The organism is Mycobacterium rhizamassiliense (genome assembly GCF_900157375.1).
GTDB lineage: Bacteria > Actinomycetota > Actinomycetes > Mycobacteriales > Mycobacteriaceae > Mycobacterium > Mycobacterium rhizamassiliense.
In genome coordinates this window covers 4,783,779-4,807,356 of record NZ_LT721901.1, presented here as the reverse complement: position 1 = coordinate 4,807,356, position 23,578 = coordinate 4,783,779, and the positions used below count along the sequence as shown (strand labels likewise).

The 23,578-nt window shown below is 66.1% G+C and carries 25 protein-coding genes; 7 read left to right on the top strand and 18 right to left on the bottom strand.

Going from position 1 to position 23,578, the window contains the following annotated elements:
• Positions 1–4 precede the first annotated feature (4 nt).
• From MRAB57_RS23185 to MRAB57_RS23175, 3 genes are all read right to left on the bottom strand, one after another.
• Positions 5–616, bottom strand: a complete 612-nt coding sequence (locus MRAB57_RS23185; protein WP_077089420.1) for a hypothetical protein — start codon at positions 614–616, stop codon at positions 5–7.
• Between the two features lie 146 nt (positions 617–762).
• On the bottom strand, positions 763–1,383 hold the full coding sequence (locus MRAB57_RS23180) for a hypothetical protein (protein WP_077089419.1): 621 nt from the start codon (positions 1,381–1,383) through the stop codon (positions 763–765).
• A 116-nt stretch (positions 1,384–1,499) separates the two neighbouring features.
• Positions 1,500–2,321, bottom strand: coding sequence for a SigB/SigF/SigG family RNA polymerase sigma factor (locus MRAB57_RS23175; RefSeq protein WP_077089418.1), 822 nt, complete (start codon positions 2,319–2,321; stop codon positions 1,500–1,502).
• A gap of 539 nt (positions 2,322–2,860) precedes the next feature.
• Here MRAB57_RS23175 and MRAB57_RS23170 point away from each other — a divergent pair.
• Entirely contained in the window at positions 2,861–3,739 is an 879-nt protein-coding gene (locus tag MRAB57_RS23170; RefSeq protein ID WP_077089417.1) for an SDR family NAD(P)-dependent oxidoreductase, read from the top strand.
• On the opposite strand, the gene MRAB57_RS23165 is transcribed toward MRAB57_RS23170, so the two are convergent.
• Positions 3,736–4,662 (bottom strand): putative antibiotic biosynthesis monooxygenase, encoded by a 927-nt coding sequence (locus MRAB57_RS23165; protein WP_077089416.1) that lies wholly within the window; start codon positions 4,660–4,662, stop codon positions 3,736–3,738. The genes MRAB57_RS23170 and MRAB57_RS23165 overlap by 4 nt on opposite strands.
• A 174-nt stretch (positions 4,663–4,836) precedes the next feature.
• Here MRAB57_RS23165 and MRAB57_RS23160 point away from each other — a divergent pair, with 174 nt between their 5' ends.
• The 3 genes from MRAB57_RS23160 (at position 4,837) to MRAB57_RS23150 (ending at position 7,266) form a co-directional block, all read left to right on the top strand.
• A complete protein-coding gene (locus tag MRAB57_RS23160; RefSeq protein ID WP_245835987.1) occupies positions 4,837–5,319 on the top strand; it encodes a GNAT family N-acetyltransferase in 483 nt (160 codons plus the stop codon).
• A 784-nt stretch (positions 5,320–6,103) separates the two neighbouring features.
• Entirely contained in the window at positions 6,104–6,889 is a 786-nt protein-coding gene (locus MRAB57_RS23155) for a heavy metal-binding domain-containing protein (protein WP_077089415.1), read from the top strand.
• Complete coding sequence (locus tag MRAB57_RS23150) at positions 6,889–7,266, top strand: DUF5073 family protein (RefSeq protein WP_077089414.1); 378 nt, start codon at positions 6,889–6,891, stop codon at positions 7,264–7,266. The genes MRAB57_RS23155 and MRAB57_RS23150 overlap by 1 nt, the downstream gene beginning before the upstream one ends.
• Before the next feature lie 31 nt (positions 7,267–7,297).
• Here MRAB57_RS23150 and MRAB57_RS23145 read toward each other — a convergent pair whose 3' ends face one another.
• From MRAB57_RS23145 to MRAB57_RS23135, 3 genes are read right to left on the bottom strand one after another with little or no spacing between them, the layout of a single operon-like run.
• On the bottom strand, positions 7,298–7,762 hold the full coding sequence (locus tag MRAB57_RS23145; RefSeq protein ID WP_077089413.1) for a nuclear transport factor 2 family protein: 465 nt from the start codon (positions 7,760–7,762) through the stop codon (positions 7,298–7,300).
• Entirely contained in the window at positions 7,762–8,241 is a 480-nt protein-coding gene (locus tag MRAB57_RS23140; RefSeq protein WP_173814049.1) for a hypothetical protein, read from the bottom strand. The genes MRAB57_RS23145 and MRAB57_RS23140 overlap by 1 nt, the downstream gene beginning before the upstream one ends.
• A gap of 25 nt (positions 8,242–8,266) precedes the next feature.
• Positions 8,267–8,932, bottom strand: a complete 666-nt coding sequence (locus MRAB57_RS23135; protein ID WP_077089411.1) for a TetR/AcrR family transcriptional regulator — start codon at positions 8,930–8,932, stop codon at positions 8,267–8,269.
• Between the two features lie 179 nt (positions 8,933–9,111).
• Between MRAB57_RS23135 and MRAB57_RS23130 the strand changes: the two genes are divergently transcribed.
• Positions 9,112–10,878, top strand: coding sequence for an N-acyl-D-amino-acid deacylase family protein (locus MRAB57_RS23130; RefSeq protein WP_077089410.1), 1,767 nt, complete (start codon positions 9,112–9,114; stop codon positions 10,876–10,878).
• 34 nt (positions 10,879–10,912) lie between these two features.
• On the opposite strand, the gene MRAB57_RS23125 is transcribed toward MRAB57_RS23130, so the two are convergent.
• Complete coding sequence (locus MRAB57_RS23125) at positions 10,913–11,500, bottom strand: TetR/AcrR family transcriptional regulator (protein ID WP_245835986.1); 588 nt, start codon at positions 11,498–11,500, stop codon at positions 10,913–10,915.
• A 194-nt stretch (positions 11,501–11,694) separates the two neighbouring features.
• Between MRAB57_RS23125 and MRAB57_RS23120 the strand changes: the two genes are divergently transcribed.
• Complete coding sequence (locus MRAB57_RS23120; protein ID WP_077089408.1) at positions 11,695–12,240, top strand: class I SAM-dependent methyltransferase; 546 nt, start codon at positions 11,695–11,697, stop codon at positions 12,238–12,240.
• Between the two features lie 14 nt (positions 12,241–12,254).
• On the opposite strand, the gene MRAB57_RS23115 is transcribed toward MRAB57_RS23120, so the two are convergent.
• The 4 genes from MRAB57_RS23115 to MRAB57_RS23100 form a co-directional block, all read right to left on the bottom strand.
• Entirely contained in the window at positions 12,255–13,634 is a 1,380-nt protein-coding gene (locus MRAB57_RS23115; protein WP_077089407.1) for a DEAD/DEAH box helicase, read from the bottom strand.
• 304 nt (positions 13,635–13,938) lie between these two features.
• Positions 13,939–14,220, bottom strand: a complete 282-nt coding sequence (locus MRAB57_RS23110; protein ID WP_425436827.1) for a thiocyanate hydrolase — start codon at positions 14,218–14,220, stop codon at positions 13,939–13,941.
• 107 nt (positions 14,221–14,327) lie between these two features.
• The gene (scnC, locus tag MRAB57_RS23105) at positions 14,328–15,032 is read right to left on the bottom strand and encodes a thiocyanate hydrolase subunit gamma (protein WP_077089405.1); all 705 of its coding nucleotides are present in this window, start codon (positions 15,030–15,032) and stop codon (positions 14,328–14,330) included.
• Complete coding sequence (locus MRAB57_RS23100; protein ID WP_077089404.1) at positions 15,029–15,889, bottom strand: SH3-like domain-containing protein; 861 nt, start codon at positions 15,887–15,889, stop codon at positions 15,029–15,031. Before MRAB57_RS23100 ends, scnC begins: the two co-directional genes overlap by 4 nt.
• Before the next feature lie 102 nt (positions 15,890–15,991).
• Between MRAB57_RS23100 and MRAB57_RS23095 the strand changes: the two genes are divergently transcribed.
• Positions 15,992–16,834 carry an enoyl-CoA hydratase-related protein gene (locus MRAB57_RS23095; RefSeq protein WP_077089403.1) on the top strand — a complete coding sequence of 281 codons (843 nt, stop codon included), beginning with the start codon at positions 15,992–15,994 and terminating at the stop codon, positions 16,832–16,834.
• Positions 16,835–16,851: 17 nt separating this feature from the next.
• On the opposite strand, the gene MRAB57_RS23090 is transcribed toward MRAB57_RS23095, so the two are convergent.
• The 6 genes from MRAB57_RS23090 to MRAB57_RS23065 are packed head-to-tail and all read right to left on the bottom strand — an operon-like array spanning position 16,852 to position 23,577.
• Positions 16,852–18,549, bottom strand: a complete 1,698-nt coding sequence (locus tag MRAB57_RS23090) for an FAD-binding protein (protein WP_077089402.1) — start codon at positions 18,547–18,549, stop codon at positions 16,852–16,854.
• Positions 18,546–19,904 carry an aromatic ring-hydroxylating oxygenase subunit alpha gene (locus MRAB57_RS23085; protein WP_077089401.1) on the bottom strand — a complete coding sequence of 453 codons (1,359 nt, stop codon included), beginning with the start codon at positions 19,902–19,904 and terminating at the stop codon, positions 18,546–18,548. Before MRAB57_RS23085 ends, MRAB57_RS23090 begins: the two co-directional genes overlap by 4 nt.
• Positions 19,905–19,917: 13 nt before the next feature.
• A complete protein-coding gene (locus MRAB57_RS23080) occupies positions 19,918–21,453 on the bottom strand; it encodes an acyl-CoA synthetase (RefSeq protein WP_077089400.1) in 1,536 nt (511 codons plus the stop codon).
• An 8-nt stretch (positions 21,454–21,461) separates the two neighbouring features.
• The gene (locus MRAB57_RS23075; protein ID WP_077089399.1) at positions 21,462–22,334 is read right to left on the bottom strand and encodes an enoyl-CoA hydratase-related protein; all 873 of its coding nucleotides are present in this window, start codon (positions 22,332–22,334) and stop codon (positions 21,462–21,464) included.
• A gap of 15 nt (positions 22,335–22,349) precedes the next feature.
• Positions 22,350–22,586: a biotin/lipoyl-containing protein gene (locus MRAB57_RS23070; protein WP_077089398.1), complete on the bottom strand. Its 237-nt coding sequence runs from the start codon at positions 22,584–22,586 to the stop codon at positions 22,350–22,352.
• A complete protein-coding gene (locus MRAB57_RS23065; protein ID WP_077089397.1) occupies positions 22,579–23,577 on the bottom strand; it encodes an alpha-ketoacid dehydrogenase subunit beta in 999 nt (332 codons plus the stop codon). The genes MRAB57_RS23070 and MRAB57_RS23065 overlap by 8 nt, the downstream gene beginning before the upstream one ends.
• Between the last annotated feature and the right edge of the window lies 1 nt (position 23,578).

The following is a 23,578-nucleotide window of genomic DNA, read 5'->3' as shown; positions in this document are numbered from 1 at the left end:
GGACTTAGTTGGTAAGGCCCTTTTTGATTGCCGCGTCCTGCTTTTGGGCGACGTCGTTCACGAAGTCCGGCGGCACCAGCGAATCGGGCGGCCCGTCGAACTCCAGCTCGACGAAGGCTTTGCCCTCGGTGAACATCACGACCGTCACGCCCTTTGCTCCATCCGGCGACGGTCCCGAGATCGTCGTGCCGCCCGCGCCGATGGCGGTCGGCTCCGGCACTCCGTGGACGTAGCCGTCCGTGCTTCCCTTCGCGGCCTTCAGCGCGGCGGCGGCCGCGGCCGGGTCGGCCAGGACCTGAATGCTGTCGACGATGACGTGGGTGCGGTCGGAGTTACTGAACGTCGTCGTGGCGCCGACCTGGCCGTTCGGATTGTTGATCGGCACGGCGGCGATGAAGGCCTCCGGCGCGTTGATATCGCTGGCCTTGATCAGCAGGCCGGTGTAGTCCGCCGGCGCAGCGGTGCCGGTCGTCGTCGTGCTGGCACGGCTCGTCATGGCGGAGGTGGATGATTTCGACGTCGTCGGCGAGGACTTGGAGCCACCGCTGCAGGCCGCCGCCGAGGTCACCGCCATGGCGAGCGCCGCTACCGCAGCGAGCTTCAGTAGTGCCTTCATTCGCGGAGACTCCCTTCACGGCGCCCGGCGTGCCGATCGCGATGAACGGTACGGCACATCGCCGCGCGACGCGGGAGAAATCGCGCCCGTAATGAGTTTGCTAGGCGGGCCGTGGTGCGCCCCCGTCGGCGTAGCCAGCGGCTAACTCAGCCGCCGAGCCCCTTCTTGACGGCCGCGTCTTGCTTGGTGCCGACGTCGTTGACGAAGTCCTCGGGCGGCAGGGAGTCGGCCGGTCCATCGAATTCCAGCGTGACGAATGCCTTGCCCTCCGTGAACAGCAGGATCGCGATGCCCTTGGAGTTGTCCGAGGAGTTGCCGGTCAGCACGACGCCGTTACTGCCGATCTTGGACGCGTCCGTGGTCGGGTGCTTGAGCGCGGCGCCCTGTCCGGCCTTCGCCGCGTTCAGCGCGTCCGTCGCGGCACCGGGGTCCGCCAGGACCTGGATGGTGTCCTTGATGACGTGGTTGCCGTCCTGGGCGCTGAACGTCGTCGCGACGCCCGGCTGGCCATTCGGGCTGTTGGTGGGCTGGCCCGCGGTGAAGGCGACCGGCGCGTTGATATCCGCGGCCTGGATCAACAGCCCGGTGTAGTCGGTCGGCTGGGCCGGCGACGGCGAGGCGGGCGCCGAAGTTGCGCTGCCGGCCGACGAGGTAGCTGATGCCGATTTCGATGGCGCTGACGCCGGTTTGCTGCCGCACCCGGCCAGTGACAGCGCCACCGCCGCTGCCGCGGCTACGCCCGTTACCGCCAGCTGAGAACCCCTCATCGCATCGTGCTCCTTCCAGGCTTGGACGACCTCGGCGACTGGTGTCGGTCTCGCCGCCCTGAAACGCACAGTACATTGCGCGGATCGTCCAAAGAGCCTGGTGGACCCGATACGAATTAGTCCAGCCGGTCGCGCAAGCTCTGCAGGGTGCTGGCCAGGATGCGTGACACCTGCATCTGTGACACCCCGATTCGCTCGGCAATCTGACTTTGGGTCATCGACTCGAAGAAGCGCATGTGCAGCACCTCCCGTTCGCGTTGCGGGAGCCCGCTGATCAGCGAGCGCACCGCTTCGCGGTTGGTGATGTGGTCGATCTGGGGATCGATGCCACCCACCGCATCGGCGACCGAGCGAGTATTGCCGGAGCCATCGGAACCCACCGGGGCGTCCAGGGAGTCCAGCTGATAGGCGTCTCCCGCGACGAGACACTCGACGATCTCCTCATGCGGGACGCCGAGTTCTTTGGATAGCTCGCTGGCTGTCGGGGCCCGGCCCAGTCGTTGCGACAGGTCCGCGGTGGCCCTGCTGATCTGGACATGTAGCTCGCGTAGCCGTCGCGGCACGCGCATGCTCCAGCTGAAGTCGCGGAAATAGCGCCGGACCTCGCCCATCATGGTGGGAATCGCGAACCCGATGAAGCTAGGTCCCTTGTCGGGGTCGAACCGGTTGATGGCGTTCATCAGCCCCAGTCGCGCGACCTGGGTTAGGTCTTCGAGACCCTCGCCACGGCGCCCGAAGTGGCGTGCGACGTGATCGGCCAGCGGCAGGCATCGCTTAACGATGCGTTCGCGTTGGCGGCGGTACTCATGCGATTCGGCCGGCAGCGTGCTCAGGACGAGGAACATCTCGACGACGTCGTCGTACGAATCGTCGGAACGTCTCTTCGCCGGCGGCGCCGGCCGAGTGGCCGGGCGGGGAGGAACAAGGACGTCGGTCATCGGCGAACCCGCCTTACCCCGACGGTATAAAAGTTGAAATCACTTGCGGACCAACGGAGTTGCATTTTTCAGCACACTCCTTCCCCAGTCGTGTGCAGCAAAGCATCGCAGACGTGCGTACGGCACTCCCACTGCTCCAATCCACGAACATGAATTGGCTAACGCAGCACGCGCGTTGCTGGAGCGGGGGCGGGGTGATCGAGAATCGATCGCCGGAGCCAAGGCTCAGCAGCCGGTGCGGCTGAATGACCGCTTTGAGCTAAACGGCGATGTGTCCAGAAACGGACTCAATCAGTGATACTACGCCTGATGGCATAGAACCGCGATTGGTGTGCCGCGGTTCGGGTGGCTGGCTATCGATATCGCTGCAAAGTAAGGCTCGCCTGACGTGGTAGTCGACCCAGGGCACGGCGCTGTCAGTTCTCAATACCGCCCCGACTCGGTACTGTTCGGCAAATGTCTTGGACCCGTGTCGATCACCGTGTCGGTGGGCCGCGTCGAGAACAACGCGGCCGGAACGCATTCCGCGGCGGTTGCCGGTGAGTGATGAAGGACTGCTGGCCGGACAGACCGCGGTGGTGTCCGGAGGCAGCCGCGGTATCGGCCGCGCGGTCGCCGAACTGCTCGGCAAGTGTGGTGCCGCGGTGGTGGTCAACGGGCGCGATGCCGATGCCGTCGAGGAGACCGTCGCGGCGATCGGGGCGTCCGGCGGACGGGCCGCCGCGCTCGTGGGAGCCGCCGACGAGGAGGCCGTCGCCACCGCGCTCATCGATGCATGCACCGGCACATTCGGCGGCCTCGACATCCTGATTAACTGCGCCGGCGTTGCCGAGCCGCAGGGCTCCTCGATCCTGGACATTTCGCCCGCCGAGTTCGACCACCTGATCGGCGCGCACCTCGGCACTGCCTTTCACACCTGCCGGGTGGCCGCGCGCCTCATGGCAGCTCAAGGACACGGGGCGATCGTCAACACCAGCTCGGTCGCGTTCCTTGGCGACTACGGCGGCACCGGCTACCCCGCAGGCAAGGGCGCCGTCAACGCCTTGACCATGGCCATCGCCGCGGAGTTGAAATCCACCGGCGTGCGCGCCAACGTGGTGTGTCCCGGCGCGAAGACCCGGTTGTCCACCGGCGCGGAGTACGAGCAACACATCCACGACCTGCACCGGCGCGGCCTGCTGGACGACGTGACCATGCAGGCATCGTTGGACAGCGCCCCGCCCGAGTTCGTAGCCCCTCTCTACGCCTACCTGGCCAGCGACCTGGCGCGTGACGTGACGGGTCAAATCTTCGTCGCCGCAGGCGGATTCGTGGGCCGCTTCGATCGCCCCACCCCGTCGCTGCTGGGATATCGCGATCACCACGACGGGGCTCCGTGGTCGGTCGAGGACCTGCACACGATGCTCAGCACTGCCTAGGCCGCGAGCGTGAAGATGCCGAGCAGTACGGCGTAACCCGCCACGATCACCGCCGCCCCGCCGCCGCTGATGCGGACCGACGAGCCGTCAATGGGGTCGAGCCAACGTCGAAAGGGCAGGGACGCGGCCGGCACGAGTACCCATTGCAGCGCGACGATGCTGACAACGTTGCCGATGAAAAACGATAGTGGTCCTGTGAATCCCACATGCTCGAGCACCGGCGACAGAAATTCAGTGAGCAGCATCGCGGTCGGATAGAGGCACAGCAGGACCAGCATCGCCGTCTTCCATGCGGGGGTAATCCTGGTGTGCCCGTGGTCAATTCGAATGGTCGAGCCAAACGGTGCGCTGTGCGGCAGTTCGGCGAAGTCGCGGGTCAATTCACCGCGCAGGCGTGGCAGCGCTTCGCGGCGTTCCTGCGATCCGATCCATGCCGCCAGCTGGCTTGGCGTGCGAAACCGAAGTAACGACATCCACTGGCCGGTGGAATCGGCCGGAAACACCGCAGTCCCTTCATATCCGGCGAAGCTAGAGCTGGTGTATGTCAGATCACGTTGCGCGGCAACAAATTCGGTCTCCTTTCCGGGCGCCACGCTGTGCAGAAAGATGCCTGCATCGGCAGGCGGCGGTTCACCGGGGACCAGGATGAGATCAGTGCGACGCTGCCACCAACCGTTCGCTTGGCCGTCGCTGAGCACCGCCGCTCGTTGCGGGCCATCCAGCCAGGCATCCAGCAAGTCTGCGTCGTCAAACGACACCTGGACCGCCCAATCCAGTTGAGCACTTTCCTGAACCGATTGGCGGGCGCTGACGTGTCCCGCCGACTGACGGGCCGAAGCGAGGTAGGTGGCAATCCACTGACCGAACCGGTCGGGATCCGACGGTGGGTGGAAGGTCGTGATTGCGGACGCGACAGCAGTCATATCCGTTGTCTACCATCTCGGCTTTGCCAACCACCTGACTTGTGCTGGGCTCCAGGTCGATGCGGCATAACCGCCCGGTCCGATCATCGCTACCCCGATCTGGGGCCATCCGCCGTGCCCGCGGTGGATACTTCGGGAGTGTTCGACGTTCGAGAAGCGACAGCAGCAGACAAGATGGCCGTCGCTCACGTGCACGTCCGGTCCTGGCAGCAGGGCTACCGAGGTCTCGTCGCGCAGGACTACCTCGACGGGTTGCGTCCAGAGGACATGGCAACTCGATACGCTTTCGAGACGATGGATCTGCGCGGGCCGTACACCCTGGTTGCGGTTGGCCGCGATGCGATACACGGCCACATCACCATCGGCCGATCGCGCGACGACCACCCGATCGACAGCGGCGAGGTCTGGTCGCTCTACGTCGACCCGCTGTATTGGGGCACAGGGGTCAGCCACGCCCTCATCGCCGCCGGGTGCGACCGACTGAGCCGCGCCGGCCACGACGCGGCCTTGTTATGGGTGTTCTCCGCGAACATGCGTGCCCGGCGGTTCTACGAACGCACCGGGTGGACGACCGACGGACTTCAGCGAACAGATGCCTTCGCTGGCACATCCCTGCAGCAGGTCAGGTACGTCACCCGACTAGGGCGCCAGACGTAGAACGCCGGAGCGGACAAGCGGCGCAATCGCGCCGAGTTTCTCTTCGTCGGTGAGGTCGCACGGGAGTTCTCGGATCCAGAAGCCGCGGGTCTGGACAATGAAATCCACCGCTTCACAGGCCAATTCAAGGTTCCGGTCATGTCGCTAATGGCGCGGCGGGACGGGGCGACGCTGTTGTCGTCGTACCAGACGGCTGGCAGAAGGTGGCCGAAAACCTGGTGATATCGCAGGCGAAAATCGTTGAAGGCGGCCGCATTCTGAGGCCGGCTACCCGCTGCCGTTGTCTCGGTCCCACCATGATCGCCGGCGGGCGTCCTTGACGAGTCGATCGATCACGAAGGGCGTGCTGAAGGCCAACGCCTCGTCAAGTCGGCCTTCAAGCACCACAACAAACTATCGGGCGGCGCGACGGTAGAGGCATGAGAGATCGGCGGAGCGTCCAGCGGGGCTGGAAATGGTGAGCCTGCCAATGGTGACTCTCTCGGTGGTGTTCTTCGTGGTGTTCACGGTTTCACCCTTCTCGTTGCTAGGCCCCGCTGCTCGGAGCTCACTCGGTTGGGTCAACTCTCGCCCCCGGGCACGCACTCCGTCTATCCACCGACTGGACGATCCCTAGGGTGAATGCACTGTCCACCGATCGGCGGACGGTGGTAGCTGCGGCGCCCCGACCTCATGGCGTGCGGTGGGCCGCAAAGATTTGCCGCCTGTCGGCAATGTCGCACGGTGTGCTGTGTTCGGCGGTCCTGCGGCCTAGGCTGTCTCCGAACTGCAGAGGGGTGCCCACATGCAACCGAACCCGCTTGACCCGGTGGCCAGCGAACGGCTATCCCATGCCGGGAAGGTGTTCACCTCGGACCTGTCGATCAATGAATTCGCCTTGCTGCACGGGGCCGGATTCGAGCCGATCGAGCTTGTGATGGGCGTTTCGGTCTATCACGTGGGCTATCAGTTCACCGGGATCAAGCAGCAGTCCGAGCTGCCGGTGCTGACCGACGCCACGTATCGCGCCCGCTGGAATGCGATGTCGCGGATGCAGGCCGAGGCCGACTCCCTCGGCGCCGACGGCGTGGTCGGCGTGCGGCTGGATTGGCGCCATCAAGGCGAGGGTGAGCATCTCGAGTTCATCGCCGTCGGAACCGCCGTGCGCTACACCCAAAAGCCGGGAGCGTATCGGCGCGCGAACGGACAGGCGTTCACCAGCCACCTGTCGGGCCAGGATCTGACCACCCTGCTGCGATCCGGATACAGCCCGGTCGCGTTCGTGATGGGCAACTGCGTGTTCCACGTTGCTGTGCAAGGGTTTATGACGATGCTGAAGCAGGCGGGGCGCAACGCGGAGATGCCGCAGTGGACGCAGGGCAGCTACCAATCCAGGGAGCTGGCGATGTCGCGCATGCAGGCCGAGGCCGAGCGCGACGGCGCAACCGGCGTCGTGGGCGTGCATTTCGCGATTTCGAATTATGCGTGGGGACATCACACCGTCGAGTTCTACGTGGCGGGCACGGCCGTCCGCCGCCACAGCGAGCCGCAGACCATCACCCCGTCGTTCGTTCTCCCGTTGAGTGATTGATGACGGGCTTCGACGGCGAGCGGCTCAGCCGCGCGATCGGCGCGGCTTTGTCGGGGCCCGGGGGAGTCGGGCTGGTGGTCAAGGTGTTTTGCGGAGTCCCGGGCGTCATTCTGACCCCGGCGCGGCGGGGATTCTTTCGTTCGCAGCCCGAGCGGATACAGATCGGCGACTGGCGCTACGAACTCACCGCTGACGGCCGCCTGAGCGCCGCCCACGTCGTCAACGGCATCGTGCTCGCCGAGGAAGTCCTCGCGGCCGCGGCCGTCGGTCCGCATATCGCCCGCGCGCTCGCCCAGGTGCTCAGCCATTACGGCCCGACGATCATGCCCAACGTCGAGGCGGCGCTTGACGTCCTCGAGGCCGGGCCCTGGGCGTAGTCCAAACAACCAGTGGCCCAATGCCTTTCGGCTATCCGCCTAGTTGCGCCTGATCCATTGCCACCACCCACCGGCTCAACCGCCATACGCCCTGGTGCTTGACGGCGATGAATTCGTAACACCCGGTCAGGTCGGGGGTGGGCGGACCGCCGTCCTTGATCGCGAATACCTGGACGTAACAGCGTCCGGTCGCCTCGCTCGCGCTTTGGCTGGAAAACCAGAACGAGTTCAGGGCGTGGCGTCGTTGGTTGTTCTCGGAGGCGAACTTCGCCTTCCTGGCGGCCAGCAGGCTCATCACCGTGTCGATGTCCTGCGTCAGCTCGGCGCCTTCGTGTAGCAGGCCGAGCTGCGGCGCCTCGGTGAACAGTTCGCGGAACTCATCCAGCCGGTTCTCGTCATAGGTGTGGGCGTAAGCGCCGAACAGGTTGATGATCGCCAACCGATCGGCCACGTCGAAGTCGACGGAACCCACGGCGCCGGGTCGTTTCTCTCCCATTAGTTGGCCTCCTCGGTGTGCCCGCCGCGCCGCCGGTGAACCAGGCTGCGGCCGGTGCGCAGCATGCCGCGAAACGCATAGGCGGCGGTCACGATGCACAGCAGGATCAGCAGCACGAACATTGGCAACCAGTTGTCCCTGCTGTGGTTGACGTTCCACCAGACGATCGTGAAGAGCACCGCGCAGAGCACCAGCACCCCGTCTCGCCAGTTGCCCCGATACGACAGGGCAGCGCGGCGCAGCACGCGGCCGCGGTCGGCTGCCTCGACCAGGTCATCGATGCGGCCTTCGATGGTGCGCTGCAGATCGGCCCGCCTTTTGGCGTCCTGCGGCGGCAGCTTTTCCAGCAGCTCCATGTCCTGCCGAATCAAACCCCGATAGTCCGGGCCCCGGAATTGACCGGCCGCGACCGCTAGCAGCGCACCACCGAAGATCGGTGCGCTGTTCAACGCGACCGTTGCGAGACCCACCACGTCTATGCCTCCTTAGGCCGATGGCCCGAATTCAGGACGCCGCGGAGGACCGCCGCCGCACCCGGGGCTCGGGGCCCCGCAGCGCATCCATCGCCCGCATCATTTGCGGATAGGCGATCGCGGGGCCGATCCAGCGGATCAGGTAGCGCCGAAGGTCGTCGCCGCTGCGCGACGGCCTGCCCGGGTCGGCCAGGAACGAGTGCAGTACCCGCAGCGTGAATTCGTTCAACTCGTCCAGCTCGGCCTCGTCGAAACCGTGCTTCTCCCAATCGATGTCGTAGCGGTGCAGCATGGACCGGCAGAATGCCAGCGCGGTATCGGACACGATGGAGGCCACCTGACCGCCGCGGCGCTGGTTGAGCACCAACTCGACCTGCTTGTCCGACGCCAATTGCTCGACGGCGAAAGCGAATCCCTCCGTCACCGCCACGACCGGATCGGTGACGCCCTTGACGTGGGCCGCCAGGTGATCGAGGAACCCGTCGGCGGACCGCATCGCGCTCGCGAGCAACAGCTCCTGGGTTCCGGGGAAGTACCTGTACACGGTTTGCCGGGTGACGCCAAGCGCGCGGGCGACGTCGGCGATCCGCATGGCCGAACCGCGCTCGCCGATGATGGTGTCAGCGGCGTTCAGGATCCGCTCGATCGCCTCCTCGTCGGAGGCGGGCGTGTTCCCTCCCCAGCCGTGACTGCGCATCGTCAGTGGGCGGCGAGCGGGTAGTTGGTCGTCATCACGGCTAGATCATATCGTCGCAGCTAAACGATCGTTGCTGCCGCGCTCAGGCGGCGGAAATTCGGCGCTGCCCACTCCGTCAACCCATGGCGAGACACTATGCGCATTGTGTATGATCACTACAAAATCAGGAGGCGCGAATCGTGCAGTACGACACCGTGATCATGAACGGACGCTGGTTCGACGGAACGGGAGCGCCGTCGGCGGTTCGCGATATCGGGGTGCGGGACGGCCGCGTCGCGACCATCTCCGATCGGCCGCTGGACACGACTGGCGCCGACGTCGTCGATGCGACGGGGCAGTGGGTGATCCCCGGAATCATCGACATCCACACGCACTACGACATCGAAACCCTTTGTGAACCAGCGCTTTCCGAGTCGATTCGGCACGGTGTGACGACGGTGATGCTGGGCTCCTGCTCGCTGTCCACGGTCTATTTGGACAACGTCGACGCGGGCGACATCTTCGGCAGGGTCGAAGCCATTCCGCGCCAATATGTCATCGAGGGGCTCGAGCAAACCCGCTCGTGGAACAGCCCCAAGGAGTACGTGGCGGCTCTCGAGCAACTGAACCTGGGGCCCAACATCGCCGCCTTCATCGGGCACTCCGACATGCGGGCCGCAACGATGGGGCTGGACCGCGCGACCCGCAAGGACGTCCGCCCGTCGGCGCCGGAACTCGCGCGGATGGAGTCGATGCTTTCCGAGGCCCTCGACGAGGGCTTTGTCGGTCTGTCCTCACAGCAGCTGCTGTTCGACAAGCTCGACGGCGAGGTCTGCCGGTCACGGACCCTGCCGTCCACCTACGCAAAGCCACGCGAGCTGCGCCGGCTGAACGCGATCCTGCGGCGGCGCAACAAGATCCTGCAGTCCGGCCCCGACATCAAGAACCCCTTCTCGATCGTCTCCCAGCTGGCCACCTCGCTCGGGGTGGGGCGTCGCCGGCTGAAGACCAGTCTGCTGTCGGCCGCCGACGTCAAGTCCCTGCCGCCGGTCATCTACCTGATGAACGCGCTCGGGCGGGTCGTCAACCGGCTCGGCGGCGACTTCCGCTGGCAGCATCTGCCGGTGCCGTTCGAGGTCTACGCCGACGGAATCTCGCTGGTGATCTTCGAGGAATTCGGCTCCGGCGCGGCGGCCCTGCACCTGCAGGACGAGCTGGCCCGCAACGAGCTGATGCGCGACGAGGAATACCGGCGCCAGTTCCGCAAGGACTACGACCAGAAATACGGCCCGCGGGTGTGGCACCGCGACTTCTTCGACGCCGACATCGTGGCGTGCCCCGACGAATCCGTAGTGGGCAAGTCGTTCGGGCAGGTGGGTCTGGACCGCGGCGGCCTGCATCCCGTCGACGCGTTCCTCGACCTGGTGCTCGAGCACGGCGAGGCGCTGCGCTGGCGCACCACGATCTCCAACCACCGGCCCGACCTGCTCAAGAAGCTGGCGCAGAGCGAATGCGTGCAGATGGGCTTCTCCGACGCCGGCGCGCACCTGCGCAACATGGCGTTCTACAACTCCGGTCTGCGGTTGCTGCGCCACGTGCACGACGCCGAGAAGCGGGGCGCGCCGTTCCTGTCGATCGAACGGGCCGTGCACCGGCTCACTGGAGAGCTCGGCGCCTGGTACGACATCGACGCGGGCACCCTGCGCGAAGGCGATCGCGCCGACATCGTCGTCATCGACCCGAACAAGCTCGACGAGTCCCTCGACGCCTACGCCGAGCACCCGGTCGAGTCCTACGGCGGGCTGTCGCGCATGGTCAACCGCAATGACGACACTGTCACCAGCGTGTTCGTGGCCGGTCAGCTCGTGTTCGGCGGGGGCCAGGCCGCACCGACGCTGGGCAAGCAGCGGTTCGGGCAGTTCCTGCGCGCGGGCCGGCGGTCCCGGACGCTCTCGCCAGCGGTCTAGCGGTCTCACTAATCGCCCTGCAGGGCAAGCTCTTTCAGCTGGCCGGGGCGGCCAGGATCAGGTTGACCGCCTCGTCGAGCCGACCGGCGATCTCCTCGTATCGGACGAACCGGGCCGTCATCAACGCGCCGGCGAACATCATCTGCAGCGTGGACCTGACCGGGCGAGGCCAGCCCGGCCCCAGCGCGGCACCGATCCGCCGGGCCACTTCCTCGCCGATCTGCTCGCGCAGTGGCTGAACGGCCGGGTCGTCGGCCATCAGCGCGGTCCCGCACGCCACCGACAACTCCGGTTCGTCGGCGACGGCGACCGCCATGTCCCGCAGGGTCGCGCTCACCCGCGCCGTAGTGGGGTCGTTGACGTCGGTGTGCAGGGGCAGCGCGCGCAAGAAGCGCAGATACACCGCGGCAACCAGAGTGCTCTTCGACGGAAAATAGGTGTACGCGCTGGCCGGTGACACTCCCGCGCGACTAGCGACCGCGCGCATTGTCAGGTTCGCGTAGGACGATTCGCGTAGCTCCTCCAGGCCGGCGTCGAGGACCTTGCGGATGGTCTGCGCCGGCCGGCGATCCGAGCGGCGGGTGCCGCCGGCGGCGCTGGCCGGCCCCGTCGGAGAAGTCACTTCTCTAGACACTCGTCCAGTGTAGGAAGGTAAGTCACCACCGCCAAGAGAACACGACCTGACCAGGTCTTGTTGCGACCGTGACAGCCGTGTGCCGGCCGATTTGGCGCGCCGCCCCGGCTGCCGGCCGCTTCGAGCAGACAGCTGTCCAAAAAGGACGTGCGCGGGTGGCTCGCAGTTCCTAAGGTGGCCTGGTGACCGGAACCGACCGCCGCCGCTGGGATGAACGGTACGCCGACAGGGGAGCGGCACCGGTCGAAGCGATTGCGCCGCCCGGCGCCTTCGCCGCCCATGCAGACGTGTTTCCCTCCACCGGACGCGCCCTTGATCTGGCGTGCGGCCAGGGACTCGGCTCGGTGTGGCTGGCCCGGCGCGGACTGGACGTGTGGGGAGTGGACGTCTCCGCCACGGCCATCGACCAGGCCCGAGATCTGGTGCGGCGCAGCGGGATTGCGGACAGCTGCCGCTTCGACGTCGCCGATCTCGACCAAGGGCTCCCGGACGGCCCTCCCGTCGACGTCATCCTGTGCCACAAGTTTCGGGATGGGCGCCTCGATGGCGCCATCATCGACCGCTTGGCGCCGGGCGGGCTGCTGGCGATCGCCGCGCTGAGCGAGGTCGGCGCCAGTCCGGGCCCCTTCCGCGCCGTGGCCGGCGAGCTGACCGCCGCCTTCGCCGGGCTGGACGTGATTGCGGCCGACGAAGGGGACGGGCTGGCCTGGCTGCTGGCGCGCGGCTGACCGGCTCCGGACGACTACCTCGCGCTGCCCTGCGGGCGGTTCGAGCGGCGACGATCCAGGCGCCGGGTAGGTGTCGCGGAACGGTGCGTTATCGACGGCTCGGGGGCGGCGGCGTTCGCCTTCTTGGGCGGGCGGCCACCGCTTCGGCGACGCTGTTGGCCGCCGGCGTGCCGTCGAGGCTGCTGTTGCGGGCGTGACGGGCTTTCGGCGGGTGCGGGCGCCTGGTAGGGCGCGACCTCACCGACGAGGGCTTGCACCGCCTCCGATGTCGCGGTCACCTGCTGCGGAGCGACCTTGATGCCGGCCTTGCGCATCAACGCCTGGGTGTCGTGGCGCTGCTCCGGGAGGACGACGGTGACGACGTCACCGGCGCTTCCCGCCCGCGCCGTGCGCCCGGAGCGATGCAAATAGGACTTGTGCTCGGCGGGCGGATCGATGTGCACGACGAGTTCGACCTCGTCGACATGCACGCCGCGCGCGGCGATATCGGTGGCCACGAGCACCCGGGCGCCCCCCGAGGCAAACATCGCAAGGTTGCGCTCGCGGGCGGGCTGAGACAGGTTGCCGTGCAGGTCGACTGACGGCACCCCCGATTCGGTGAGCTGTCTGGCGAGCTTGCGCGCTTGATGCTTGGTGCGCATGAACAGAATTCGGCGCCCGGTGCCGGAAGCGAGGTGGTGCACAAGCTCCTTCTTGGCCTCCGCGTTCGCGACATGGAACACGTGATGCGTCATCTCGGCTACCGGGGAGTCGGCACCATCGACGGAGTGCGACACCTCGTCGCGGAGGAACCGCTTGACGAGCTTGTCGACGCCGTTGTCCAGGGTCGCCGAAAACAGCATCCGTTGGCCGCCATTGGGCGTCGCGGCCAGGATTCGGGTGACGCCGGGCAGAAAGCCGAGATCGGCCATGTGATCGGCTTCGTCGATCACCGTGATCTCGACCGCCTCGAGGGTGATCAGCCGCTGCTTCATCAGATCCTCGAGCCGGCCCGGGCAGGCCACCACGATGTCGACTCCTGACTTGAGGGCGCTGACCTGACGAGATTGCGAAACGCCGCCGAAGATCGTCGTGACGCGCAGACCGCAGGCGGCTGCCAGCGGCTCCAGCGTCGCCGTGATCTGACTCGCCAGCTCACGAGTCGGCGCGAGCACCAAACCCGAAGGGCGCGAGGGGCGCCGGTTTCCATCGGAGAGCCGGCTGACAAGTGGGATCGAGAAGGCAAGCGTCTTACCGCTGCCCGTCTTCCCGCGGCCCAGCACGTCTTTGCCCGTGAGGGTGTCGGGGAGGGTCTCGACCTGAATCGGAAATGGATGTTCGATGCCGCGCTTCGCGAGCGCGCTGACGATTGCTCGTTGCACGCCGAGATCGGCAAAGGTTTTGTCGGTAGTCACTTTTCGGTGCCTTTCAGGCATCGGTCATGCCGGACCGGCAACGTGGTTGTCGCGCGCGGTTCTCAGCACAAGTTGGCGAGATTGCCGGAGGGCAAAATCGATCGCCGCGAGACAAGCTAGTGCGGGTGCACGAATCATCTAAACGTGGTGGTTAAGCCCCAATTCGGGGGCGGCACCAGGTGGGATGAAGAAGCGTTCCACGACGTCGTTGACATCAGGCTTTGAGGCCAACGTTGCTGTCAGCATAGCGCACCCGGTGCACACCACCGAGAAAGCGGCGTGTGATGTGCGTCGCCGGGGCGGTTCAGGCTTCCAGCCTGGCCCGTACTGCCGCCAGCCGCTCGGCAAGCTCGGCCTCGTCGATCACACCGCGCGCCACGAGCGAGTGCGCCAACGCAACCAGCCGATTCTCCGGGTACGGCAGCTCGGAATACAGGGTCGCCGACAACGCGTCCTCGTCATCGCGCCGGTCGGCAAAGTCGAGTGCCGCTGGGCCACAAGCGCTTTGGTCGAGCGCATCACAGATACCCTCGAGGCTGGTTTGCCACGGCGGCACGGGATTTTCCACCCCATATTTGGCCGCCATGCGGCCCCACACCTGGTTGCGCTCAACGATTTTCGCCAACGGTGCGATCGCGGCAGCGTCGGGCGACTGCGGCGCGTCGGTAGTGCTCACCTGCTCAGCTCCCGGCGTCACACGCCGACCGGATGTATCGCCGGCCGGGTCTGGGTGATCGCGTTGGTCGTCACCCCGGCCTTCGGGAGCGCGACCCCGATCAGACAGTCGCGGGTGATGATTTCGACCAGCTGATCCTCGTTCCATCCGTCGGTGCCCTCGGGACGTACCGGCATCACCATGAAGCGGTGCTTCTGATTGGAGTCCTCGACTCGGATCTCGACATCCTCGGGTAGGTAGAGGCCGAACTCGGCAAGCACCTGGCGCGGCCAGCGCACGATGCGGCGACGGAAGTTCGGGGTGCGGTACCACTCGGGTGAATTGCCCAGAATCGGACGCGGGTAGCACGAGCAGAGCGTGCAGACGATCACGTGGTGCAGGGTGGGCGTGTCCACCAGAACGTGGAAGGCGGTGAAGTCGCTCGGCGTGCCGAATCCGGTGGGGTGCAGCCAGTCGACGCCGACTTCCTTGCTGGCGGCAAGCGGATCGGAACTGACCAGCGCCTTGAAGTCGGGGTCGAGCCAGGCCCGGGCCACCAGGTGGGCCGCCGGGGTAGGCCCGATCTGTTCGGCGTACTCGGTCATCCGGCGGTGTTCCTCGGCGGTGAAAATGCCTTTCTCGATGCACAATTCGCGAAGGGCGATCTCGAGGACCTCGAAGTCGGTGATCTCGTCCACCATCGGCGCGGCGGTGCGAGCGTGATCATGATCGTGATCGGTCATGCGGACGTCCCCTCGGAGTAGGCGGCTGCCTCGAGCCAGCGCTCGGGTATCTCGGTTTGCAGCGAGTCATTACCGGGACCGGTGTAGCCATGCCACAGCTGCGCGAGGTTGAACCGAACGATGTAGAACCACTCGGGTTTTTGGTCGGGGCCGGCCCAGCTCTCGTCCTCGGCGGCGGGGCTTTCGTAGGTAACGACCGCGATCTCACCCTGCGCCCCCCGCACGTATTCCTGGGTGCGGGTGTAGAGCAGGATCGGCAGGTCTTTAACGACGACCTTGTCGCCGACCCGGAACTTCGGTTCACCGGCCTGTCCGGCGAAAATTTGCGGATCCCCTTTGCCGACGGCGCGGAGGTGATGTTCGTTGCGGGTGACCTTGGCCGGGTCGCCTTCGAATTTTGGCTTGGCCTCCAAGGGTTTACCTTGCAGGCCGCCTTCGTATCGCGCCTTCACTTCGGTCATGCGCTCGGCCAACTCGCTCGACCCGATGTGGTGCTTTTCGACCAGGACGCGCACCACGGCCAGCAACCACCGCACGTAATAGGGGAGACCAAGATAGATCGCGCGGCCGAGGTCCACATTGCCCATCCGCCGTCGTTCCTCCGACAGCCAGATGCCGCGCCAGCCGAGCACCTCACACATGATGTAGGTGTTCTCTTCCCAGATCTCGTACTGCTTGTTCTCGTATTCGATCGGGGAGTCCGGCTCGCCCCCGACGTCGTGCGGGGTCTTGGTGTAGGCGGCGAATCGGTCGTGATCGATGAGATCGGGTGTGGGCGCCTCCGGAAGTTCCGGATAAGAGGACTTGAGGCGGGCCACCAGGTCCAGCTGCTGTGCCCGGTCCAAAGGAGTCGTCATCTAGGCCCCGTCCGTCGTCAGTGCGCGTCCCAATACAGCTCACTCCTCACACCGCGTTCACGCAACCGCTAGATGGGTGAGCGGGAGGGTAATGTCCCGAAGATGGAGCGGCGCGAGCTCGAAGCGGTCATCTATGAACGCGAGCCGCCGATAGCGCGGATCATTCTCAACCGGGTCGACAAGGCCAACACCAAGGACGCGGTGCTCGTCACCGAGGTCGACAATTGCCTGCACGAGGCCGACCGCGACAGCGAGATCAAGGTCGTCATCCTCAAGGCGAACGGCAAGGGCTTCTGCGGGGGCCACGTGGCACGCTGGGGCCCGGACGAAAACCCTTATCCCGATTTCGGAAACACCTTCGAGGACCTTTACAAGGGCACCGCGGACCTGTTCTTGTGGCCGACGCTGTATCTGTGGGAATTCCCCAAGCCGACGATTTCGCAGATTCACGGCTACTGCATGGGCGGCGGAATCTACCTGGGCTTGCTCACCGACTTCTGTGTGGCCTCCGAGGATGCGTATTTCCAGATGCCGCTTGCCCAGAGCCTCGGTGAACCAGGCGGCCACACGATGATCGAGCCGTGGCTGCTGATGAACTGGCATCGCACCATGGACTGGCTCCTGCTGGCGCCGACGCTGTCGGCGCAGCAGGCCCTCGACTGGGGCCTGCTGAACAAGGTGGTGCCGCGCGACGACCTCGAGGACACCGTCGAAGAGATGGCGCGCAAGATCGCGCAGATCCCGTTGACCACGCTGATGGCGGTGAAGAACAACGTGAAGCGCGCCTGGGAATTGATGGGGATGCGGGTGCATCTGCAGGTCAGCCACATCCTGACCAACATGGTCGGCGCGGCATCCGACGTCCAGGCGCGACGAGACGAACTCAAGCAATCCGGCATGAAGCCAAAGGAATTCGTCGACAAGCCCGATCTACCGCCAACGTGACGGGAAAGCCCTGAGGCCTAGCGGCTCCGCTCGCCGGCAATCCGCCGGCCGGCGGCGTGGCGCGCCGCGACATAACCGAACACCATTGTGTAGGCGATGCTTCCGCCCGCGCCCAGATAGTTCCGGCCCATCACCGTAGCCGTGATGTTGCCCGTGGCGTACAGCCCGTCGATCACACAGTCGTCCTCGTCGAGGACCTGCGCGTGCTCGTTGGTGACCACGCCCCCGCACGTTCCGACATCGGCGGGCAGCACCCGGGTGGCGTAGTACGGCGGCCGTTCCAGCGGACCGAGCGCGGCGTTCGGGCGATACCCGGGATCGCCAAGGCAATCGTTGTAGGCCGACTGGCCGCGGCCGAAGTCGGGGTCGAGTCCCTTGACCGCAAACCCGTTGAAGCGCTTGACCGTCTCCTCGAGCGCATCGGCGGGGACGTCGATCCGGCGGGCCAGTTCGGCGATCGTCTCGCCGCGCATCACCGCGCCCTTTTCGATCAACTCCTCGGGCAGGCTGCGCTTCTTGAACGGATTGGCTCCCGAGACGTAGCGGCCGATGTAGCCCTCGTCGAAGACCATCCAGCAGGGCACCGCCTTGTTGGCGTACATCGCCTTGCCGACCTCTACGTAGGAGTTCGACTCGTTGCAGAACCTCTTGCCTGCGCCGTCGACGTAGATCGCCCCGGGCCGCTGTCGGCCGCTGCCCAGCGCCCTGGCGGCGTCACCGCCGTCGGCGATGAAAATCGATGGCAGCCACCATGCCTCGTCCAACAGGTCCGTCTTCGCGCCCAGCCGCATCGCGGTCTCCAGCACTTCGCCGGTGTCGCCGGCGTTGGCGATCGACCAGCGCCCCTCGTTGGGCTGGTCGCCGCTGTAGCGCCGGCGCATGTCGGCGTTGCGGCTGAAGCCACCCGCCGCCAGCAGCACGCCCCTGCGCGCCTGCACGTTCAGCAAGGCTCCGTCGCGGGCGACGCGCGCCCCCACGACACGGCCGTCCTCGACGATCAGGTCCGCCATGGCCGCGTCGGTCCAAATCGGTGGCTCGCCGCGAAGATCGATCAGCGCCTTCAGCATCTGCCCGATGAGTGAGGCACCGTTGGTGAGGATCTCGCGACGGCGCAGCCGGGCCGCCCTGGTCCGCGCGAACACCCCCATCGCCACCGCGAAGGCGCGCGGGGACCGGTTGAAGTATTGCACCGAGCGCAGCTCGTTGGTCTTGAGCACGAACCCGCCGTAGCTCTTGGCCATGGACGGCTGCACCTTGTCTCGCCAGGCCCCCAGCGCCGCGGCGTCGTACGGGACGCATTCGATCGCACGCCCGGCCTCGTTGCCGCCCTTGTGATTCGGGTAGTAGTCGCTCCAGCCGGGGCAGCGCACGAACCGAACGCCCTTGCGGGTCAGGAAGTTCACCATCTCGTAGCCCGCGGTCAGGAACGTCTCGCGGCGCGCCGGTGACGAGGCGGCCCCGATGTCGCCAACGACGTCATCGAAGTACGCCAGGCCATCCTCGTGCGAATCCGGGATGCCGTCGGCGCGCATCAGCGGGTTGTTCGGCAGCCACACCATGCCGCCGGAGAGCCCGGTGGAACCGCCCACCAGAGGCTGCTTTTCGATCACCAGCGGCTCGATACCGGAATCGAGCGCCGCCAGCGCCGCGGCCATACCGCCGCCGCCGCTGCCCGCGATGAGCAGGTCCACGGAGTGGTCCCACTGCGTGCTCATCGTGCCGCCCTGCCGACGGGCGCGTTGAAGCCGAGATCCACCATCGGCACGTCGATGGTGGAGTTGGTCTTCTGGATGGCGGGCACCAGCGTGTCGTAGGGCAGTCCGGCCAGGAAGCCGTCGATGACGCGTTCGAAGTTCGAGATCAGTCCCTCGATTCGGCTGGACAACCTCATGTATTCAAACCCCTTGGAGTGCAGGCCTTTTTGTTGCTTGGGCAGATTGGAGAAGTCCTGGGCGGGGATCGGCGGCCAGCGGGGGTGCACGGGTGGGGTGGGCTTGGGCGTGACCTGGTCCGGCGGAATGCGGGTGAGCGACCAGATCTCGAAGAGCGTTTCCTCCGGGCCCAGCGGCCGGATCCGGTAGGACGAGGCGCTGCTGTATTGCGGCAGCACGAAGTAATGCGGAAAGCAGAAATTGATCGCCTCGGTGATGCCGCGCCGCGCCAGGTCGTTGAGGTCCGGGATGTCACAGCCCCGGGCCCGATGCCAGTGCACGATGGCGTCGTTGAGGGTGCTGCGCCAGATGGCCATCGCCTGTGCCGGATCCGACGGTAACTCGATGTCCTGCAGGCCTTCGGCGATGCGAACGTCGTTCTCGTGCGTCATGCCTGCCATGCCCTCGCCGAGCGTGCGCATGAAGTACAGGTTGGTCTGCGCGAAGCCCGGCGGCTTCGAGGACGACTTGGGCATGCTGGACGGCAGCAGCTGGGGATGGGTCTGCGGCACGTGGTAGCCCTCCATGAAGGCCGCCGTCGCCAGCTTCCAGTTCACCGGCAGCCGGCACGACTGCCACCACTCCACCCGCAGCGACTCCACTTTCCATGCGTCGTAGATCGAGGCGAACGGCTCGAAGCAGTCGCGCAACGGCGGTGCATCGTCGTCGAGGTTGATCCATGCGCAGCCACCCCAGAGTTCGCATCGCACCGAGACGAGGCGAAGATCGTCGGGGTTCAGGTTGTGCTCGTCGAACTCCTCGGGCCGCAGCACGAACGTGTTTCGTCCGTCGATGCCCCAGCACCATCCGTGGAACGGGCACACGAAGGTGCGCCGGTTCCCGTTGCCTTCCACCAGCTTTACGCCGCGATGGCGGCAGGAATTGTGATAGGCGCGTACGTTTTCGGCATCCAGCCGGACCACGATGATGGAGTCGTCAAGGATTTCGTACTCGACGTAGTCGCCCGGCTTGGGGATTTCCTCGAGGCGGCACGCCATCTGCCACACGCGCGGCCAGAGCATCTCGGCCTCCAGCGCATAGAAGTCCGCGTCGTAATAGCGCTGCTTCGGAATCCGATCGGCGGCCTGCACCGCCCACGGCACCGGAAGCGGAGTCCAGTTCACGTCTGTGGCTACCATGTCAGTCCCTCGTTCATACGATCCGCGAAGCCCGCCCTTGCCAGTAGCGCTCGCGAATGCGCCTCTTGTAAAGCTTTCCGTTCGGATCCCGGGGTAACTCCGGGTCGAATTCGACGGTGCGCGGACACTTGTAGCCGGCCAGGTGCGCCCGGCAGTACTTGATGAGCTCGGCCTCGAGGTCGGGTCCGGCCGCGACACCCGGGAGCGGTTGCACGACGGCCTTGACCTCCTGGCCGAACTCGTCGTTGGGCACGCCGAAGACCGCCGCGTCAACCAGTTTGGGGTGCATCACCAGGAGGTTCTCCGCCTCCTGGGGGTAGATGTTCACCCCGCCGGACACGATCATGAACGACGACCGGTCGGTCAGGTACAGGTAGCCGTCCTCGTCCACGTACCCCATGTCGCCCAGCGAGCGCCAGCCGCGCTCGTTGTAGACCGATGCCGTCTTGGCGGGATCCTTGAAGTATTCGAAGTCGGGTCCACCTTCGAAGTAGAGCTCTCCGGGCTGCCCGACGGGAAGCTCCTCGCCGTCCTCGCCGACCACGTGCACGCCTGCCATTGGCACGCCTACCGAGCCGGGATGGGCGAGCCACTCCTGTGGCCCGATCGTCGTACCCGCGAATCCCTCTGTACCGCCGTAATATTCGTGGATGATCGGCCCGAACCATTCCATCATGCGCTGCTTGACGTCCACCGGGCACGGTGCGGCCGCATGGATCACGTACCGCAGACTCGACACGTCGTATTTTTCCCGCGTCGCCTGGGGCAGCTTGAGCATCCGCACGAACATCGTGGGCACGAACTGGGCGTGGGTGACCCGGTGGGTCTCGATCAGCCGCAGCACGGTCTCGGCGTCGAACTTTCCCGTCATGATCGACACGGCGCCCACCCGGTTGACCGCCATCGTGTAGTTCACGCCGGCGGCGTGATACAGCGGCGCGGGGGACAGGTACACGCTGTCCGGGGTCATCTCGTAGCGGTGCGTCAGGGCCATCTCCAGCACGGACTGCGCCCACGACCCGTTGCCGTCGGCTGGCAGCGGCCGTCGAACGGCCTTGGGCCGCCCGGTCGTGCCCGACGAGTAGAGCATCTCGGACCCGTCCGCCAATGGCGGCGCATCGCCCGCCGCCGCCAGGGCATCCTCGTAACATCGCCAGCCGGGCAGCTCGCCCCCGACCGCGAAGTAGGCGTTCACTTCGGGGTTGGCCCAGCGGAGATGTTCGGCGAGGTCGGCCATCGACGCATCGACGAACACGGCCTTCGCGTCGCTGTCGTCGATGACGTAGGCGACTTCCTCCGGGGTGAAGTGGGTGTTGATCGCGCTGTAGTAGAGGCCGGAAAGCTGGCAGCCCCAGGTGATTTCGAAGAACTCCGGCCGATTCGGCAGGATCAGCGCCACGCCGTCGCCGCGGCGCAGCCCCGCGCCGTGCAGCAGCGCGGCGACCCATTGGCTGCCGGCGAAGAGCGCGCCGAACGAGACGACGCCGCCGTCCGGCGAGATCAGTGCCGGCGAGTCGGCGGCACTGATCGCATGCTCGGCGATGTTCACCCGCGGGCCTAAGTCGCTGCGGCGCCGTCGGTTTGGGCGGCCGCCGCTGCCTGTCGCCGGGCGTGTTCGGACGGCAGCACCTTGTCCTTGAACACCGTCTGAATCAGCTGCTGCACATCCTTGCTGATCGAGGCGAGCGCGACGAGATCGTTGGAGCTCTGCCAGTGCACCCGCATGCCCATCAGCTCCCACGCTCGCTTCAGGTTGGCCTTGGTGAGCATCAGCGTCGTCAGCGGCGCCTGGGCGATGTGCCGGGCGATCGCGTCCACCCGGGCATCCAGGTCCTCCCGCTTGACCACCTCGTTGACCAGGCCGACCTCCAGCGCCTTCTTTGCGTCGATCACCTCGGCGGTGAACAGGTAGTAGGCCGCACGGCGCCAGTTCATGAACACCCAAGGCTCGATGGAACATTCACCGGAGGGCATGCCGAAGCCCTGCAGGGGCGGGTAGGAGAAGTAGGCGTCGTCGGCGGCGATGACGATATCGGTGGTCAACCCCATGTGCGTCCCGCCACCCACGCAGTAGCCGTGGACCTGTGCGATCGTCGGCTTGGAGAACTCCCACAGGTTCAGCGTCGGCTTGACGAACAGATCCGACTGCGCCTTCCAGGGATGGCCGGTCACCATCGCGTTCTCGACGAAAGACGGGTAGTCGACGGCGTTGTTGCCGATGGCGTGTCCCGAGCAGAAGCCCTTGCCGTTGGCTTTGAGCACCAGCACTTTGATGTCGTAGTCACGGTCGGCGTCCAACAGCGCGGCATCGACTTCCTCGGCCAGCTTCTGGTCCTGCGCGTTGGCCTTCTCCGGCCAGTTGAGGGTGATCTTCGCGATCGGACCATCCTTGGAGTAGATGATGCGTTCGCGAGTCTCGTTGAGGTCCATATGCTTTGCCTTTCCTTATGACGTGATGACGCCGATTTCGGCGCCGATGTCGTAGGTCGTCCCGACCTGGCCGGTCCATTGCACGGTGCCCGATGCTCCGGCTTCGATTTCCTGTTCCACCTTCTCGGTGGCGATGACGTAGATCGGTGTGCCCGCTTCGACGTGCTCGCCGGCATCGACGAGCAGGTCGGTGAGTTCCGCCTCGGCGACGGCCACCGATACCCGCGGAATGCGAATCACGAAATCAGCCACGAGTTTTCGCCCTGTCGAGAGTCTTCAACGCCGCTTCGACGATGCGTGCCGGCGACGGGTAGACCTGCGCCTCGAGCGCCGCGGCGGCGGGGCTGGGGACGAACCTCGCGCCCACCCGCTCGATGGGCGCGGCGAGTTCGCCGAACAACTCGGCCTGCAGGATCGCAGCAATCTCGGCTCCCGGCCCGGCGAATTGCACCGCGTCGTGCACGATCACGGCCCGCCTGGTGCGGCGGGCCGATTCGACGATGGTGTCGACGTCGAGCGGCACCAGGGTCCGCAGATCGACGACCTCAGCGCTGACGCCCTGCTCGGCCAAGGTCTGCGCCGCCGCGAGCGCGTCGTGCACGGCGCGTCCGTAGCCGATCACGCTCACGTCGGTGCCGGGGCGCTTGATGTCGGCCTGCCCCAACGGAATAGAGAACCCCGCGTCGACCGGAACGGGCCCTTTCTTGCTCTGCAGGCGGATGGTTTCGACGAACAGGCACGGGTCCTCGTCGAAGATCGCCGCGGTAAGCAGGCCTTTGCCGTCGCGCGGGGTGGACGGCACGATCACCTTCATCCCCGGGATGTGCATGAACCACGCCTCCAGGCTCTGCGAGTGCGTGGCCCCGGTGGCCAGCCCGGCATACACCTGGGTCCGGATCGTGATGGGCGCCGTCGTGCGCCCGGCGGTCATGAAGCGGAGCTTGGCGGCGTTGTTGATCAGCTGGTCGGCCGCGATGCCGATGAAGTCCATGATCATGATCTCGGCGACCGGTAACAGCCCGTCGATCGCCGCGCCTATCGCCGCACCGACGATCGCGGCCTCCGAGATCGGCGTGTCCAGGACGCGGTCGTGCCCGTACTTCGTCGACAGCCCCGCGGTGGGACCGGAGGCACCGGGATCGGCGATGTCCTCGCCGAGCAGGAAGACGCGGTCGTCGGCCTGCATCGCCTGATCCAGCGCGAGGTTGAGCGCCTCGCGCATCGTCATCTCTGCTTCGTCCATC

Coding starts and splice junctions, on each gene's coding strand:
- MRAB57_RS23180 (WP_077089419.1), bottom strand. CDS start 1,383: ATGAGGGGTTCTCAGCTGGCGGTAACGGGCGTAGCCGCGGCAGCGGCG.
- MRAB57_RS23185 (WP_077089420.1), bottom strand. CDS start 616: ATGAAGGCACTACTGAAGCTCGCTGCGGTAGCGGCGCTCGCCATGGCG.
- MRAB57_RS23135 (WP_077089411.1), bottom strand. CDS start 8,932: ATGCGCAGTCACGGCTGGGGAGGGAACACGCCCGCCTCCGACGAGGAG.
- MRAB57_RS23150 (WP_077089414.1), top strand. CDS start 6,889: ATGACGGGCTTCGACGGCGAGCGGCTCAGCCGCGCGATCGGCGCGGCT.
- MRAB57_RS23165 (WP_077089416.1), bottom strand. CDS start 4,662: ATGACTGCTGTCGCGTCCGCAATCACGACCTTCCACCCACCGTCGGAT.
- MRAB57_RS23145 (WP_077089413.1), bottom strand. CDS start 7,762: ATGGGAGAGAAACGACCCGGCGCCGTGGGTTCCGTCGACTTCGACGTG.
- MRAB57_RS23085 (WP_077089401.1), bottom strand. CDS start 19,904: ATGGTAGCCACAGACGTGAACTGGACTCCGCTTCCGGTGCCGTGGGCG.
- MRAB57_RS23095 (WP_077089403.1), top strand. CDS start 15,992: ATGGAGCGGCGCGAGCTCGAAGCGGTCATCTATGAACGCGAGCCGCCG.
- MRAB57_RS23155 (WP_077089415.1), top strand. CDS start 6,104: ATGCAACCGAACCCGCTTGACCCGGTGGCCAGCGAACGGCTATCCCAT.
- MRAB57_RS23065 (WP_077089397.1), bottom strand. CDS start 23,577: ATGGACGAAGCAGAGATGACGATGCGCGAGGCGCTCAACCTCGCGCTG.
- MRAB57_RS23110 (WP_425436827.1), bottom strand. CDS start 14,220: ATGGCGGCCAAATATGGGGTGGAAAATCCCGTGCCGCCGTGGCAAACC.
- MRAB57_RS23090 (WP_077089402.1), bottom strand. CDS start 18,549: ATGAGCACGCAGTGGGACCACTCCGTGGACCTGCTCATCGCGGGCAGC.
- scnC (WP_077089405.1), bottom strand. CDS start 15,032: ATGACCGATCACGATCATGATCACGCTCGCACCGCCGCGCCGATGGTG.
- MRAB57_RS23160 (WP_245835987.1), top strand. CDS start 4,837: ATGGCCGTCGCTCACGTGCACGTCCGGTCCTGGCAGCAGGGCTACCGA.
- MRAB57_RS23100 (WP_077089404.1), bottom strand. CDS start 15,889: ATGACGACTCCTTTGGACCGGGCACAGCAGCTGGACCTGGTGGCCCGC.
- MRAB57_RS23175 (WP_077089418.1), bottom strand. CDS start 2,321: ATGACCGACGTCCTTGTTCCTCCCCGCCCGGCCACTCGGCCGGCGCCG.
- MRAB57_RS23075 (WP_077089399.1), bottom strand. CDS start 22,334: ATGGACCTCAACGAGACTCGCGAACGCATCATCTACTCCAAGGATGGT.